This window comes from Bacillus sp. AP50 (genome assembly GCF_040492675.1).
In the GTDB taxonomy this organism is placed as follows: Bacteria; Bacillota; Bacilli; order Bacillales; family Bacillaceae_G; genus Bacillus_A; species Bacillus_A cereus.
Genome location: NZ_JBEUTW010000284.1, coordinates 1 through 14,419, shown reverse-complemented (window position 1 = coordinate 14,419; position 14,419 = coordinate 1). Strand labels below are relative to the sequence as shown.

Here is a 14,419-nt window from a genome sequence, read left to right as displayed (position 1 = left end):
ATATTAAACTACTTTTTAGTTGTAAAGAATATGTTAATAATCTTTATAAGAGAAGGATATTCCTTGTAAAAAGTGAAATTGTTTGGAATGTGAATAAATAAAAAGTTTAGAAGTGATACAGACTGGATAGAGTCTTGTATTAAATAAACAGAAAAGGGTAGGGGTTTCTAAAAGGTTTTGGGGGTTAGAAAGCACTTTTTAGTTAATAGCTTTAAATTATATTTTAAAGGGGAATGGGTATATGAAATTTCGAAATACAAAGATTGCTATGATTACACTGTCTTCATTTTTTATTTTAGGTTCTGCATCTCTATCATTCACAGATACTATACACGGTGAAGTAGCTTCTGCATCAGCACAAGAGATTATTGTGAAAAATTATGACGATACATATTATAATAACGCAATAGGAAAAACGGGTTTAGAATTAAAGAAGGAACTGCATAATATTATTGATAATCATACAAAGCTATCATACAGTGCGGTTTGGGAAGCGCTAAGAGATACTGATGAGGACCCAAATAATAAAAATAATGTGATACTCTTATATACTGGTCGTTCGCAAGGAAAACTTACGAATGGATCAGGAGTAAATAACTGGAACCGAGAGCATGTTTGGGCAAAATCTCACGGTGACTTTGGAACGACTGCAGGACCTGGAACAGATCTACATCATTTAAGAGCGACGGATGTATCTGTAAATAGTTCACGTGGAAATCTGGATTTTGATAATGGTGGTGTGAATCATTCTGAAGCGACAGAATGTAAATATGATAGTGATTCTTGGGAACCTCGTGATAGTGTAAAAGGAGATATTGCTAGAATGCTGTTTTATATGGCTGTTCGTTACGAGGGAGACAACGGCGAAATAGATTTAGAACTAAATGAAAAAGTGAATAACAATAAAGATCCATACATGGGGAAACTATCTGTCTTATTAAAATGGAATGAACAAGACCCGGTCGATGATTTAGAGCGAAAGCGTAATGAAGTGATTTTTACAAAATATCAACATAACCGCAATCCTTTTATTGATCATCCTGAATGGGTAAATAAAATCTGGAACTAAGATCTTTAAAGGTATTATATTTTGATAAAAGGGATTGATCATTATGATCAATCCCTTCTTATATTTTTACTAGAATAAATGATTTTTATAGGACTAGTGAGGGAAATAGAATAGATATTTATATGGAACGATAGTACTTATTTATCAAGTTAAGTATTTAGTAAGGTCCCCACTCAATATTCACCCCAACAATAAGAAAAACAAGTCCTATGATAAACCAAATGAGTGCAAGTGGAGCCATGAAACGAATCCATTTTCCATAAGAAATCCCGCTTGCTGCGAGAACGCCCATTAAAACACCGGAAGTTGGATTAAGGCAGTTTACTACACCCTCGCCGAGCATAACAGCCTGTACTGTAACTTGGCGTGTAATGTGCATGAAATCAGCTAATGGAGCTAATATCGGAATAAAAATAACCGATTCTCCTGTCCCGGATGAAATAAGGAAATGTAATGCAGCACTACTTACGTACATACCGATAACGCCAAATACAGGGCTTTGTCCTTCAAGAGACTGTGCGAGCTGGTTAACGATTGTATCAAGTAATTTTCCTTGTTCTAAAATGACTGAAATACAGCGAGCCATTCCGACGATTAAAGCACCATATATGAGATTTTGGCAGCCCGCTAGAAAAGTAGAAGCGATATCGTTTGCTTTCATGCCACCTATTATTCCGGCTGTAATTGCTATGAAAATAAAAGTAGCGGTCATTTCTGCGTCCGTCCAATGTAGACGAAAAGCGCCTATTAAAAATGCAATTAATGATAAAGCTGAAACGAGTAAAATTAATTTATGACGTATCGTCCAAGGAACTTCTTTTTTCTCTGCTTCTTTTTCGCTTGAAAGAGCGTTACTTGGAAACCAGTTGTCGCCAAGAATACTTCCTTTATTCGATTTTTTCAAGCGCTTTACATACCAATTAATATAAAGGATAGTGGCAAGTAAAAAAGATATATAGATAGCTGTGCGTAAACCAATTCCCGAAAACATCGGAAGTTCTGCGATCTTTTGTGAAATGCCTAAAGGTGAGGGGGATAAAATAGTAGCGTTAAAACCAGCATAAGTGCCTAAATAAATAATTGCTACACCGACGATAGCGTCCCATTTTAATGTGCGTGCAACGATGATACCAATGGGGATAAAACCGATAACTGAATTAACGATAATGCCAGTCGTTCCAAGAATAGAAAAAAGTGCGGCAACGATACAAATGAAAAGTAATTGCTGATTACGAAATTTGTTTATAACATGATAGATTAAACCGTCAAGAGCACCTGTTTTTTCAAGAATGGCAATGGCTCCACCTGTAAATAAAATTAAAAAGATGATCGGAGCAGCAAGTGTCATTCCTTTTTCAATAGCGGTAAAAAAAGAAACAAATCCTACAGGTGATTGTGGAACAGAATGATAGCTTCCCGGTATTGTCGTTGTAACGGTCCCGTTTGTAACTCTTTTAAATTCTCCAGCGGGAACGAAATAAGTAGCAATGGCGCAAAGTAAAGCAATAAAAAATAGTAGTACGTACGCATCAGGCATTTTAAACTTTTGTTTACTAGGTTGTTTTTTTGCCTCAGTTTGTATTTGCATAAAATTCCTCCTTCTTCACTTGATTAATTTTAATATTCTGAATTCGATCCGTGAAATAGATTATAATAAAGGTAGCTTCTTAAGGCAATAGTTTTTGTATCCTTTTCCCGCACATACAAATTATTGCAATATTAGACAGGGAAACGATAATAAGCCAAGAATATGTTTATGTAGAAAGAAAAAGGAAAAGAGGGAACAAGATGTGGAAAACTACAGATCTATGTGATGAATTTGAAAAGGAATTACAAATATGTCGCCAGTCTTTTCGGTCTTTTGGGAAGAAAGAACAATTCCACGGGAAAATTGCAACTGTAAAAGTGAAAGATGATAATGTACTAGTGAAGGAAGGATTGCAAACATTACCAGAAGGAACAGTATTAGTTGTTGATGGCGGAGCGTCTACTAATTGTGCGTTACTTGGTGATAATTTGGCAGCTATTGCGGAAGAAAGAAAGCTAGCAGGAATTATTGTGAATGGGTATGTTCGTGATTCTAGTGAACTAAAGAATATTAATATTGGTATTTTAGCGTTAGGAACGATGCCAAATAGAAGTGTGAAAGAAGGAAAAGGAGAACGAAATATTTCATTGCACTTTGGACAAGTGGATTGGAATCCAAATGAATATGTCTATGCGGATGAAGATGGCGTCATTATTAGTGAAAAGAGTTTACATAGTTAAGAGTTAATAAGTTATTATTCTTAGAAAATAAATCCGATAAAGCATGGACAAAATTCTTTGTCAATAGTAAAATAATACAGAAATTTAAAATTTACAGAATGTATAGGTTTATCGTTTTACGATAACTTAAATGGAAGTAAGTTGTGCCAAGAAAAGTGAATGTTATCACAATGATACGTTCATAAACAAAATTATTTTTCCTATACAAATATAGCCGCGAATAATGCGGGTAGGAGGTGTTGTACATTTTTGTTCGACACTTACAAAAAGAGAGTGTCAATCGCACGCCCTTGAAGGGCCTTTTTTTGTGTAAATGGTAGTAAGGGAGGAAATTTTGGGATGGCAATGTTGAAAAAGTGGCTGCTTACGTCGTTAATGGCAGTGACACTTGTATTTGTTTCTTTTGCGAATACAGTACATATTACGTTTGCTGAAGAAAATACAGCAAAACTTGCAATTATTGGGGAATCACAAAAAGGCATAATGTTATGTCCGAAAGAAGAGCAAATTAAAGATGGGGAAACAGCTTTAAGTTTGCTGCAAAAGGTCATGGGGGACAAGGTAGAATCTGAAACGATGTCGTTTGGAACATATGTAAAAGGCATCGATGGTTTAATGGCCGGGGCTACAAGTGCTTGGCTGTATGATGTAAATGATAAGTCTGCAGAAGTCGGAGCAGATAGTTATAAATTAAAATCTGGAGATGTTGTTGTCTTTCGCTTTGTTTCAGACTGGAGCAATATAAGCCAGGAAACATTGAAAGAAACGTTAGATAAGTTCGGGACGTGTAAAACAGAAGAACCTAACGGTGGCAAAACAGAAGAACCAGAACCAGAAGGTGAAAATGGTAAACCGACAGTCAGTCGATCCAAAACCGGAAGGTGAAAATGGTAAACCGACAGTTGATCCAAAACCAGAAGGTCAAGATGATAAAAAAACAGAACAACCACAGCAAGAGAACATTCAAGTTCCAAGTGCACAATTAAACGAAGCCATTTCTAAAACATCAGATAAGATGTTACAAGATGGAATTGAAAGTGACTGGGTAGCTGTAGCGCTTTCTCGTTCTGGAAAGAATGTGCCAATTGAGGCAAAATTAAATTATGTTAAGTCAGTAACTGAAAAAGTAGAAAAGCGCATTAATCGTTTTTCAGCGACAGATTTAGCTAGAACAATTATTATGATGAATGCAATGAGTGCAGACCCTAAAAATGTAGGTGGACATAATTTAGTTCAAAAATTGTATGAGTCAGATAAAGTGAATTCAGTTACAGGTTATGCATTTGCTTTACTTGCATTTGATACGAAGAAGTATGAGATTCCAGTTGAATCAAAATGGAACAGAGTTGCTCTAGTGGAAGCACTGTTAAATAATCAGCATACAGACGGTGGATGGACTTATAATAGTTCAGGTAGTAAAGATAGTGCTAGTAGCGTTGATGTAACAGGTATGGTTTTATCAGCATTAGCTCCTTATCAAGAGCGATCAGATGTGAAACCAGCTATACAAAAAGCTGTTGCGTATTTATATAACGAACAGCTGCAAAATGGTGGTTTTTCAGCTGATGGACAAGAAAATTCAAATAGTACTGCGCAAGCAATTATTGGATTATCGCTTGTTAAAGATGTAGATCAAAACCGTCTTCATAAGGCAATGCAAAACCTATTATCATATCAACTTTCAAATGGTGAATTTAAATGGTTACCAAGTGATCAAAATGGTAACGGAATGGCTACAGAACAGGCTCTTTTAGCATTACTTCAATTTAAGGAAATGGGAAAATCTATTTATGATTGGTCTAATGTAGACGTTGGTGATGTAATTAAGCCAAAACCGATTGAAGAGCCAGAAAAGGTCGTTGAACCAGAAAATAATGTAGTAGAAAAAGAAGTTACTGAAGAACCGAAAGAACAAAAACAAGTACAACAAGAAACAAAAGATGAAAATCTAAAAGTAGTTGTAGATAACGAACCGGTTAAGAATAAAAAAATCGGAAACGGTAACAGTCTACCAAAAACAGGAGCATCTTCTCATAGTCCAGCAACAGAAGTAGGTATGGGTGTATTATGTATTGCTTCTGCATATGTATTATGGAGACGTAAAGCAGCTTAACAAAAAATTAGGAGCAATTATTTGCTCCTAATTTTCGTATGAAAGGTGAGAGATAGGATGAGTAAGGTGAAATGGTTCATTTCTTTACTGCTTTCGCTCGGGCTACTTGCCGGATGTGAAGAGGCAGCTGTAAAGCCTGAAAAGAAGGTAGAACCGAAGCAAGAAGAGGTAGCGAAACAAGAAGAACAAAAAGATGAAGCGAAGCCAGAAGAAAAAGCAGAAGAAAAGCAAGCTGAATCAGAGCAAAAGCAGCAAGAAGAACAGAAAGAGAAACAAGAACAAAAAGTAGAAGAGAAGCCGAAAGAGGAAAAGCCGCAGGCACAACCAGAGGTAAAGAAAGAAGAGAAACAACAGGAACAACCGAAAGAGCAACCTGCTGTAAATAAGCAACCAGAGCAGCAACAAGTACAAGAAGAGAAACAACAACCGAAAGCATCAGGAGTAAAAGAAGAAGCAAAGGTTGTGAATCAGCCGAAAGAAACACCGAAGCAGGAGCAAAAAGAAGATCCGAATAAAGCGGAGAAAACGATACCGACTCCGGCAGTACCAAAACCTGAACCACCAAAACCAGATCCAGTACCAGTACCGAAACCGCAAGCAAAACAAGTAACAATCTCGGTAAAAGGAAATAACGGATATATAATGGGTGCGAAAAAGATGGATGTACAAGATGGCGATACTGTGTATAAAGTATTACAACGTACAGGATTAGATGTTGATGCAAGCGGATCTAGAGATAGTATTTATGTAAAAGGTATTAATGATTTATATGAAAAAGATATTGCGGATACTAGTGGATGGAAATATCGTGTGAACGGTGCTTTTCCAAACCATAGTGCTGGTGTAGCTGCGGTAAAACCAGGAGATACAATTGAGTGGGTATACGTATTACAATAAGAAAGGCATTCGGTAAAGGGCTATGAAAATAAGTTTTTCTTCTTTACATCCTTTTGTGAATTTTTTCTATTATATCGGGGTGATGATACTATGTATGATGTGTCTTCATCCTCTTTTTTTAATTGGAGCAATAGTATTAATTATTATGTTAAATGTGATGCAAGGAAATAGCGAAAAGATAAGAAAGATGCTACCGAGCACAATTGTTTTCTTTTTTATGGTAATTTTATTTAATTCGTTATTAACGCATAGAGGTCGAACTACGTTATTTTGGTTAGGTGATAGCCGTATTAAGCTTGAGGCGATTATGTTTGGAATAGTAATGGGGTTATTACTAGTTGCAGTTATGTTTACGTTTGCGTCATACAATGATATTATTTCCAGTCATAAATTTTTATATTTGTTTTCAAGAATTTCACCGAAAGTTGCATTGTTAACGATGATTACAGTGAGATTTGTTCCTTTGTTTATAAGGCGATTAAAGAAAATCACACTCGTTCAAAAGACGAAAGGTGTGCAGGTAGATTCAGGTTCGATAATTGAACGCGTCAAAAATGGTATGCAATTGCTGCAAGTATTATTAATTTGTTCATTAGAAGATGCACTGCAAACGGCAGATTCTATGCAAGCTCGTGGATTTGGTGTAACGAAGCGTACGACGTATATTCGCTATAGAATGGAAAGGCGTGACTGGTATACGCTCAGTTATTTAATCATTCTATTTATAGCTGCTATTATATGTAGTAATTATGGCGGAGGGAAATTGATTATTTATCCGAAAGTCGAATCGATTCTATTTCAACAATACGACGGGATGATGTTTGTCGTATTTACGATGTTTATTAGTTTACCAATCATAATGGAAGGGAGAGAATGGATATGGTGGCGCATGCAGAAATAAACAATTTATCATTTGTATATGCTGATGAAAACGAATATGCGTTACAGCATATTTCTCTTTCTGTTCAAAAAGGTGAGTTTATTGCACTTGCTGGAGGATCGGGATCTGGGAAGACGACGTTATTAAAACATTTTAAAAAGGAGTTACTTCCAATTGGTACGCGTTCTGGAGAGATATTTTATGAGGGTGTTTTAATAGAGGAAGTAGCTGATTTGTTATCTGCCCAAGAAATTGGGATGGTATTTCAAAACCCAGAAAACCAGATCGTTATGGATACAGTGATTCAAGAATTAGCATTTTCTTTAGAAAATATCGGATTACCATCACATATTATTCAAAAAAGAATAGCAGAGCTTATTAGCTTTTTAGGATTTCAAGATTTATTGCATCAATCTGTTCACACGTTATCTGGTGGGCAAAAGCAACTTGTTAATTTAGCTGCGGTATTAGTTATGCAGCCGAAATTGCTATTATTAGATGAACCGACAGCGCAGTTAGATCCAATCGCTGCAAAAGAGTTTTTAGGATTATTAAAACGGATTAATGAAGAACTTGGAATTACGATTATTTTAAGTGAACATCGTTTAGATGAAGTTATCCAGCTTGCAACACGCGTTGTTTGTATAGATAATGGCCGTATTATGTATGATGGTAGTCCTAAAATTGTTATTACGGATATGTGGGGAGTAGAATCATTCCGTCCATTTATTCCGCAAATTCCAAGGCTATTTTTAGAGTGGAATGTGAGAGATATTCCGTTTACAGTGCGAGAGGCGCAAATGAAAATGAATGATTTTACAGCGATATCATATGTAAATGAGCCAATAGCACAAAGTGAAAAGCAAGAGGTAATTTTAAGCGCAGAGCATATTTCGTTCCAATATGAAAAAAATAGTCCGCTTATTTTACGTGATTTATCAGTTTCGATTGAAAAAGGAAAATGGGTAGCACTCGTTGGGAAGAATGGTACAGGTAAGTCTACACTGTTAACGATTTTAGCAGGATTACAAAAAGCGAGAAGAGGGAAAGTAAAGTGGAACGGAAAAGTAATACATAAAATTGATTCGAAAGAACGTTTTAAAAGTATTGGGTATGTATCGCAGCATCCGTATTACCATTTTACATTTGATACAGTATGGGACGAGGTTTATGAACGTGCGCGTGAATTATATGGAGAACAAGGAAAAGAAATAGCAGAAGATACGCTAAAACAGTTTTGGTTGTACTCGCTTAAAGAACGCCATCCGCATGATTGTAGCGGGGGAGAGCAACAATTACTTGCATTATGTACAACGTTATTATCAAAGCCGACTTTATTATTACTTGATGAACCGACAAAGGGATTAGATCCATGGAAGAAAGAAAGAGTAGGAGAGCTATTTAGGAAGCTACAAAAAGAAGGTACAACAATTGTAATGGCAACGCATGATATTGAGTTTGCAGCGAAATACGTTGATCAATGTATGATGTTATTTGATGGAACAGTCATTATGAATGATGCACCGAAAGAATTTTTTAGCGGCAACTTCTTTTATACAACATCTATTAACCGATTCATTCGAAAAGAATTGCCATATGCATTAACGTGGGAGGATGTGTACGAAGCTTGTCCAAAAGATATGTTGCATTCATAATATGTATCTTTGCAGTAATAATCGGCACATTACTCCTTACGACACTTGTCATGGACGGTTATTACATGTTAAGTAGTTTGTTTATATTAGCGGTTATTATGTTACCTTTCTATATCCGTTTTGAAAGAAAGGCGTTTGTTTCACGTGAAATTGTTCTCGTTGCTGTATTAGCGGCAATTGCAGCAGTAAGCCGGGTGCCATTTTCTATTTTACCAAGTGTACAACCAACTTCTTTTGTCATTATCGTTTCTGCAATTGTATTTGGAAGTGAAACTGGTTTTATGATTGGTGCTACAGCAGCAATTGTATCTAATATTTTTTTAGGACAAGGTCCGTGGACACCGTGGCAAATGTTTTCGTGGGGCATGATTGGTTTTATAGCAGGTCTACTTCGTAATACATTTTTTATGAAAAAGCTATGGGGAAGACTTCTTTACGGAGTAATTGTTGGCTTTTTATTTGGCTGGATTATGAATTTCTGGGGTCTTCTCGGTTTTATACGAGAAGCAACATGGGAAACTGTCATTTCGTATTATATCGCAAGTTTTTACTTTGATTTGAGCCATGCGATTTCGAATGTTATTTTCTTATTACTATTTAGTACTTCATGGATTACGATTCTTACAAGATTTAAAAAGAAATACGGTATATTAGATGAGCATAACGTGACATAGAAAAGCATACTCATATAAGGTAGGGTCGCGACTTACATATTCGTTTGCCTCTTTCATGCTTCTTACATATTGTAAGGAGCATTTTTTTGTCAAAAAATCGATTTAATATACATCCGTTATTATATAAAATTATTTGTATAATGGTAGGTGAGAACTTCTTTCAAAAGGGAGGTGTATAGTTAATGAAGTTAGTTATTCCGAAGCAACATGGTGCATGGGCTATGCTTGTTATTCCTTTTTTATTAAGTGTCATACTTGGGAAACCTACTATTTATCATATTCCATTGTTTTTAGCGTGGTTTTTTATCTATTTAGCCACGTATCCATTTCTTACATACATAAAGCAAAGACGAAAAAAAAAGTTTTTACAAGCTGCCATTGTTTATTTCAGCATTGCGTTCCTATTTGGGATGATTTCTTTATTATATGAGTGGCGAATTCTTTTATTCGTAATAGTAATGATTCCATTATTTATAGTGAATATGTATTACGCTCGTCAAAAAAATGAAAGAGCACTATTAAATGATATTTGTGCGATTATTGTGTTTTGTATCGGTGGATTAATTAGTTATTACTTTTCAATGAAGCAAATCGATCATACAGCTATATTCATTGCACTTATTTCATTTTTATACTTTTTAGGTAGTACGTTCTATGTGAAAACGATGATTCGTGAAAAAAATAACCCGAAGTATCGTCTTATATCTTGGGGATATCATATCGTATTAACAATAATCATATTTGTGATTAATCCCTGGTGTTCTCTTATTTTTATACCAAGTGCCATTCGAGCAATTGTGTTGTATGGCAAAAAAATTTCTATTATAAAAGTAGGAATTTTAGAAATTGCTAATTCTGTATATTTTTTAATCATAACGGCAATAATTATGAAGTATGCCATTTGAAAAAACTTCCCATCAATTGATGGGAAGTTTTTAATCTTTTTCTAAAATGTGAACGGTGTACTCGCAACGTTGAATAGCTTGTTCAACAGCATAAAGTGATTGTTCAATACGAGCGCGATTAAAATCTTTTTCAACTGTTTCGAGCGCTTCTTCTAAACAATTTTTAGCTTCTTGTAATGATTGAAAAGAATCTTGTACATATCCGCGAGCATTTTGATGCATTTCATAATCCTCCTTGCGTGTTCGTATATGGGTAGTATGAACAGTAAGGAAGAAAATATAATTTGTTATATTTATTTGACAATTAAAGTGGAATTACGTATAGTAAGAATTAAGTGAATATTTTCTTATCCAGAGAGGTGGAGGGACTGGCCCGATGAAACCCAGCAACCGCGATGCAGGTGCTAATTCCAGCAGAACATATTTGTTCTGGGAGATAAGACGAAGATATATACGTAACTTCTTCTTATCGGAGAGGTTTTTTTATTGCAAAAAAACCGATTACGAAAATTTATATTAAGAAGAAAGGGGTTGCGCATTACTGTGACACTCGAAAAATACGTAAAACTGCGTAGTACAGTTTATGAATATATGATAGAGCAAGATAAGCCGATATCATTGTTAGATATTCAAGAACATATCGTTTCGCATCATGAAGGAAAATTCACGAAAAAGATGTTGCATCAATTTTATTTATCAAGATTATTAGACGAACTAAAACTGGATGGGAAAATTACATTAGCTGATGAATATCTCTATGCTGAAAAAGGGGTATTGTATAAGGCGAGAAAAGGGAGCTAAGCTCTCTTTTTTTCTTAAAATAACGGAGTATGTAGAGTAAAAGACTGCTAAAGCAGCCTGATACAGGGAATGGTGTTGAGTGTGTAGTGTCAAAAATTGAATGTGCCTGAAAGAGGCAATTCATATCGGCTGCAAATGAAAAGAGACACCTTCGCCGAATAGGTGTCAGTCGTTTTGTCATATAGACTTGCTATTTGACAGTTATTAGAATAACATACAGGATTTTTGAAGTCAAAAGGGAATTAAAGGAAGGGGTACAATTATGTACGCTTACTTATTAAAAGATATAACGAAATGGATCCCAAAGTACATTGTAGATAAGGGATATGAATATTATGAAGATGGACATGTAGAAGATGTTGAAATACATGATAAAAAAGTGTTTGCTTTCGTTACTGGAAATGCAGGAAATTATGAAGTAGTTATCGATCTCGAAGATTTTTCAGAAAGTAGCTGCGAATGTCCATATGAAAATCTTTGTAAGCATATGGCGGCAGTTGTTTATGATATTCAAGGTGCTGGTGAGAGTGCAGTTAAAGAGAAACTGAAAGATTTAGAAAAAGAAGAATTACTTATATTATTGAATCGATTATTGCAAAGTTCGAAAAACGTACAAATTGTAGAGAAGATGTTAAAGAAGGGGAAACTTTAACGTATAGAGGGAGTTGTTATGTAGTGAACGTACTAATTGTATACGCTCATCCTAATCCTTCAAGTTTTAACGCGGCGATTTTAAATCATGTGCAAAAAGGACTACCGGAAACAAATCATTCAGTTACGCTGCTTGATTTATACAAAGAACAATTTGATCCAGTCCTCGTATTTAAATGAAGAGAAGAAAAGACGTGATTTAGTAAATGAAGAAGAAACAGCTCGGTACAGAACGTTAGTAGAAGAAGTAGATACACTTTTATTCATCTATCCAATATGGTGGTGGGGGATGCCAGCAATTTTAAAAGGATTTATCGATCGTATTTTCGTAGCTGGATTTGCTTATAAATATGAAGGGGCTCTGCCGAAAGGATTATTGCAAGGGAAAAAAGCATGGGTTATTAATAAGTTAGACTCGCCCCTATGGTACGTCGCATTGTTATATCGATCAGCAGATTGGATTATGATGAAGAGAGGTGTTTTACGTTTTTGTGGCATTCGCAATATAAAACGGTCAGTGTTTCAATCTGTGAAAAAGAGTAAAGTATCAAAGCGTGAAAAATGGTTATTACAAATAGAAGAAAAGGCTCGTACATTATGAATGAAGTCGACCGTATTATAAACTGTGTTCAGTATGATGGCGAACTTTTTCGGAAGTATGTTACGCGTTTACTTCAATTGAAAAAATGTAGCGAAACATTTCAGCAAATTCAAATAGAGTTAAGAAATGATTATTTAATAAGAGGAATTTGTGAAAGAGAAGTAGATGAGGTAGTACGGGGAAGTAAAGAATATGAAACATATTTTCTTCCTAAAGCGTTACAGTGGAATTTTTTGAGTGAACATCCACACTTGATCGGAAAAATTTGCGAAGATTTTTTTGCATTTGAGTCATTACATCTTACGGAGATAGAGTGGGAGAAGATTATAAATTGCATGGGAAATAAGTGATTTATTATGTAAAAACGCTAGTATAAAACTAGCTTTTCGTTTAAATAAATAAGAAGCATAGACTAATGATAAAACCCGCATATAGTAAGTTCACAACACAAAATCCCATAATGTCACGAGCACCTAAACCAGCTATCGCTAATGCTGGTAATGCCCAGAAAGGTTGAATTAAATTCGTCCAAGCATCGCCCCATGCAATTGCCATTGCTGTTTTTGCAGCAGGTACACCAAGTTCAGCGCCAGCTGGAATCATAATTGGTGCTTGCACAGCCCATTGACCGCCGCCAGATGGAACGAAAATGTTAACAATGCCAGCACTTAAAAATGTAAAGAGCGGAAAAGTCGTTTCATTTGAAATGCTAATAAAGAAATTAGAAATAGCTCCTCCAAGTGAAAGTCCTTCACTATTTGCTCCAATCATCATGCCCATAATTCCTGCGTAAAACGGAAATTGAAGTAAAATGCCAGAAGCACTTTTCGTAGAGTCTGAAAAAGCGCGAATATACTGAATCGGAGTACGGTGGAAAATAAGACCTGCAATTAATAACATAAAAATCACGATATCGAGAGTAAGGTTAAAACCTTTCGTATAAAAGTAATTGAAAATATAAATGAGACCTAACAATCCAACGCAAAGTGTAATAATAATGCTATTTTCCATCTTTTCAGCGAATGTATTTTTTTCTACTTCTTGAGCAGCGGCTTCTTCATGGAACACGCTAGGATCTACAGTTATCGTATGTTTTTCATCTGGATGCATCGCCTTATTAATGAGAGGCATCGTAATGAGAAAAATAATAACTGGAACGAGAGCGTATGGTGAGAATAACGTTTCTGTTATTGGAATCGCCTCTTTAATACTTCCAGCAGTCGTTTTAATTAACGTTTCACCGCCTGTTGCTAACGTAAGAGGGATAGAGGCAGAAAGACCGGCATGCCAAATGAGAAACCCAGAGTAAGAAGAGGCGATTGCTAGTCTATAATCTAATCCGTCCAGCTGCCTTGCCACTTCTTTTGCGTATAAAACAGATACAACAATTCCAAAGCCCCAGTTTATGTATGCACCAAGTAAACTTACAATTGAAATGGCAATAATGCCTTGTCCATTCGTTTTTGGTAGTCTGGCAGCTTTCGTTAATCCCTTTTTAATAAGAGGAGCATTTGCTAAAGCAGATCCAGTCACGAGTACAAGTGCCATTTGCATAGAAAAGGCGAGGAGTCCCCAAATTCCATTACCCCAGTGATTAATCATTTCTACAGGGGTTTGGTGAGTCGCAAACATACCAAAGAAGATAACAAAAACAGTTAGTAAACATGATAAAATAAACGGTTCTGGCAAGAAGCGTTGCACTAAGGCGACGCAACCATTTGTAAAGGAACGAAACAAAATAGATCACCCTCCTTATGTATATGTAGTACAATTATTCGAGGTTGTTTGGGAGATAACCTTTAAATATATAGAAAATTCTGAAATTTACAATGGTTGTCCTTATATATAAAAATGTTATTTCATTTGCATCGAAGTATAATGCAACCACCGGTTTCAAACATTTGC

The 14,419-nt window shown here is 35.6% G+C and carries 13 protein-coding genes, 2 pseudogenes and 1 riboswitch; of the genes and pseudogenes, 12 read left to right on the top strand and 3 right to left on the bottom strand.

Annotated features, from left to right (window positions below):
* Nucleotides 1–241 precede the first annotated feature (241 nt).
* Entirely contained in the window at nt 242–1,069 is an 828-nt protein-coding gene (locus tag ABWK52_RS19910) for an endonuclease I family protein (protein ID WP_000672182.1), read from the top strand.
* Nucleotides 1,070–1,226: 157 nt separating this feature from the next.
* Here ABWK52_RS19910 and ABWK52_RS19905 read toward each other — a convergent pair whose 3' ends face one another.
* Nucleotides 1,227–2,657 (bottom strand): YfcC family protein, encoded by a 1,431-nt coding sequence (locus ABWK52_RS19905; RefSeq protein WP_001166973.1) that lies wholly within the window; start codon nt 2,655–2,657, stop codon nt 1,227–1,229.
* 200 nt (nt 2,658–2,857) lie between these two features.
* On the opposite strand from ABWK52_RS19905, the gene rraA reads away from it, so the two are divergent.
* The 7 genes and pseudogenes from rraA to ABWK52_RS19870 all read left to right on the top strand — a co-directional run bounded on the left by rraA (nt 2,858) and on the right by ABWK52_RS19870 (nt 10,461).
* Nucleotides 2,858–3,337: a ribonuclease E activity regulator RraA gene (gene rraA, locus ABWK52_RS19900; protein WP_000266038.1), complete on the top strand. Its 480-nt coding sequence runs from the start codon at nt 2,858–2,860 to the stop codon at nt 3,335–3,337.
* Between the two features lie 339 nt (nt 3,338–3,676).
* A pseudogene (locus tag ABWK52_RS19895) lies at nt 3,677–5,450 on the top strand (DUF4430 domain-containing protein).
* A 57-nt stretch (nt 5,451–5,507) separates the two neighbouring features.
* Nucleotides 5,508–6,347 carry a DUF4430 domain-containing protein gene (locus ABWK52_RS19890; RefSeq protein ID WP_098541092.1) on the top strand — a complete coding sequence of 280 codons (840 nt, stop codon included), beginning with the start codon at nt 5,508–5,510 and terminating at the stop codon, nt 6,345–6,347.
* 22 nt (nt 6,348–6,369) lie between these two features.
* Nucleotides 6,370–7,248 carry an energy-coupling factor transporter transmembrane component T gene (locus tag ABWK52_RS19885; RefSeq protein WP_002101120.1) on the top strand — a complete coding sequence of 293 codons (879 nt, stop codon included), beginning with the start codon at nt 6,370–6,372 and terminating at the stop codon, nt 7,246–7,248.
* The gene (locus tag ABWK52_RS19880) at nt 7,221–8,882 is read left to right on the top strand and encodes an ABC transporter ATP-binding protein (RefSeq protein ID WP_141537332.1); all 1,662 of its coding nucleotides are present in this window, start codon (nt 7,221–7,223) and stop codon (nt 8,880–8,882) included. Before ABWK52_RS19885 ends, ABWK52_RS19880 begins: the two co-directional genes overlap by 28 nt.
* Nucleotides 8,855–9,556, top strand: a complete 702-nt coding sequence (locus ABWK52_RS19875) for an ECF transporter S component (protein ID WP_000044907.1) — start codon at nt 8,855–8,857, stop codon at nt 9,554–9,556. Before ABWK52_RS19880 ends, ABWK52_RS19875 begins: the two co-directional genes overlap by 28 nt.
* Nucleotides 9,557–9,738: 182 nt before the next feature.
* Nucleotides 9,739–10,461: a YwiC-like family protein gene (locus ABWK52_RS19870; RefSeq protein ID WP_098541088.1), complete on the top strand. Its 723-nt coding sequence runs from the start codon at nt 9,739–9,741 to the stop codon at nt 10,459–10,461.
* 30 nt (nt 10,462–10,491) lie between these two features.
* On the opposite strand, the gene ABWK52_RS19865 is transcribed toward ABWK52_RS19870, so the two are convergent.
* Entirely contained in the window at nt 10,492–10,683 is a 192-nt protein-coding gene (locus ABWK52_RS19865) for a hypothetical protein (protein WP_000554032.1), read from the bottom strand.
* 122 nt (nt 10,684–10,805) lie between these two features.
* A riboswitch (SAM riboswitch) is annotated at nt 10,806–10,904 on the top strand.
* Between the two features lie 100 nt (nt 10,905–11,004).
* Between ABWK52_RS19865 and ABWK52_RS19860 the strand changes: the two genes are divergently transcribed.
* The 4 genes and pseudogenes from ABWK52_RS19860 to ABWK52_RS19845 all read left to right on the top strand — a co-directional run bounded on the left by ABWK52_RS19860 (nt 11,005) and on the right by ABWK52_RS19845 (nt 12,864).
* Nucleotides 11,005–11,262 carry a hypothetical protein gene (locus tag ABWK52_RS19860; protein ID WP_000171476.1) on the top strand — a complete coding sequence of 86 codons (258 nt, stop codon included), beginning with the start codon at nt 11,005–11,007 and terminating at the stop codon, nt 11,260–11,262.
* A 262-nt stretch (nt 11,263–11,524) separates the two neighbouring features.
* Nucleotides 11,525–11,914, top strand: a complete 390-nt coding sequence (locus ABWK52_RS19855) for an SWIM zinc finger family protein (RefSeq protein WP_088067362.1) — start codon at nt 11,525–11,527, stop codon at nt 11,912–11,914.
* Nucleotides 11,915–11,937: 23 nt separating this feature from the next.
* Nucleotides 11,938–12,514: pseudogene (locus tag ABWK52_RS19850) on the top strand (NAD(P)H-dependent oxidoreductase).
* Nucleotides 12,511–12,864 (top strand): group-specific protein, encoded by a 354-nt coding sequence (locus tag ABWK52_RS19845; protein ID WP_141530606.1) that lies wholly within the window; start codon nt 12,511–12,513, stop codon nt 12,862–12,864. Before ABWK52_RS19850 ends, ABWK52_RS19845 begins: the two are co-directional and overlap by 4 nt.
* A 40-nt stretch (nt 12,865–12,904) precedes the next feature.
* Here the strand turns inward: ABWK52_RS19845 and ABWK52_RS19840 are convergent, their stop codons facing one another.
* A complete protein-coding gene (locus ABWK52_RS19840; RefSeq protein WP_000490009.1) occupies nt 12,905–14,251 on the bottom strand; it encodes a short-chain fatty acid transporter in 1,347 nt (448 codons plus the stop codon).
* Between the last annotated feature and the right edge of the window lie 168 nt (nt 14,252–14,419).

Excerpts from the sequence above, each read along its gene's own strand:
- ABWK52_RS19885 (WP_002101120.1), top strand. The coding sequence starts at position 6,370 with ATGAAAATAAGTTTTTCTTCTTTACATCCTTTTGTGAATTTTTTCTAT.
- ABWK52_RS19880 (WP_141537332.1), top strand. The coding sequence starts at position 7,221 with ATGGATATGGTGGCGCATGCAGAAATAAACAATTTATCATTTGTATAT.
- ABWK52_RS19865 (WP_000554032.1), bottom strand. The coding sequence starts at position 10,683 with ATGCATCAAAATGCTCGCGGATATGTACAAGATTCTTTTCAATCATTA.
- ABWK52_RS19845 (WP_141530606.1), top strand. The coding sequence starts at position 12,511 with ATGAATGAAGTCGACCGTATTATAAACTGTGTTCAGTATGATGGCGAA.
- ABWK52_RS19870 (WP_098541088.1), top strand. The coding sequence starts at position 9,739 with ATGAAGTTAGTTATTCCGAAGCAACATGGTGCATGGGCTATGCTTGTT.
- ABWK52_RS19905 (WP_001166973.1), bottom strand. The coding sequence starts at position 2,657 with ATGCAAATACAAACTGAGGCAAAAAAACAACCTAGTAAACAAAAGTTT.
- ABWK52_RS19890 (WP_098541092.1), top strand. The coding sequence starts at position 5,508 with ATGAGTAAGGTGAAATGGTTCATTTCTTTACTGCTTTCGCTCGGGCTA.
- ABWK52_RS19910 (WP_000672182.1), top strand. The coding sequence starts at position 242 with ATGAAATTTCGAAATACAAAGATTGCTATGATTACACTGTCTTCATTT.
- rraA (WP_000266038.1), top strand. The coding sequence starts at position 2,858 with ATGTGGAAAACTACAGATCTATGTGATGAATTTGAAAAGGAATTACAA.
- ABWK52_RS19855 (WP_088067362.1), top strand. The coding sequence starts at position 11,525 with ATGTACGCTTACTTATTAAAAGATATAACGAAATGGATCCCAAAGTAC.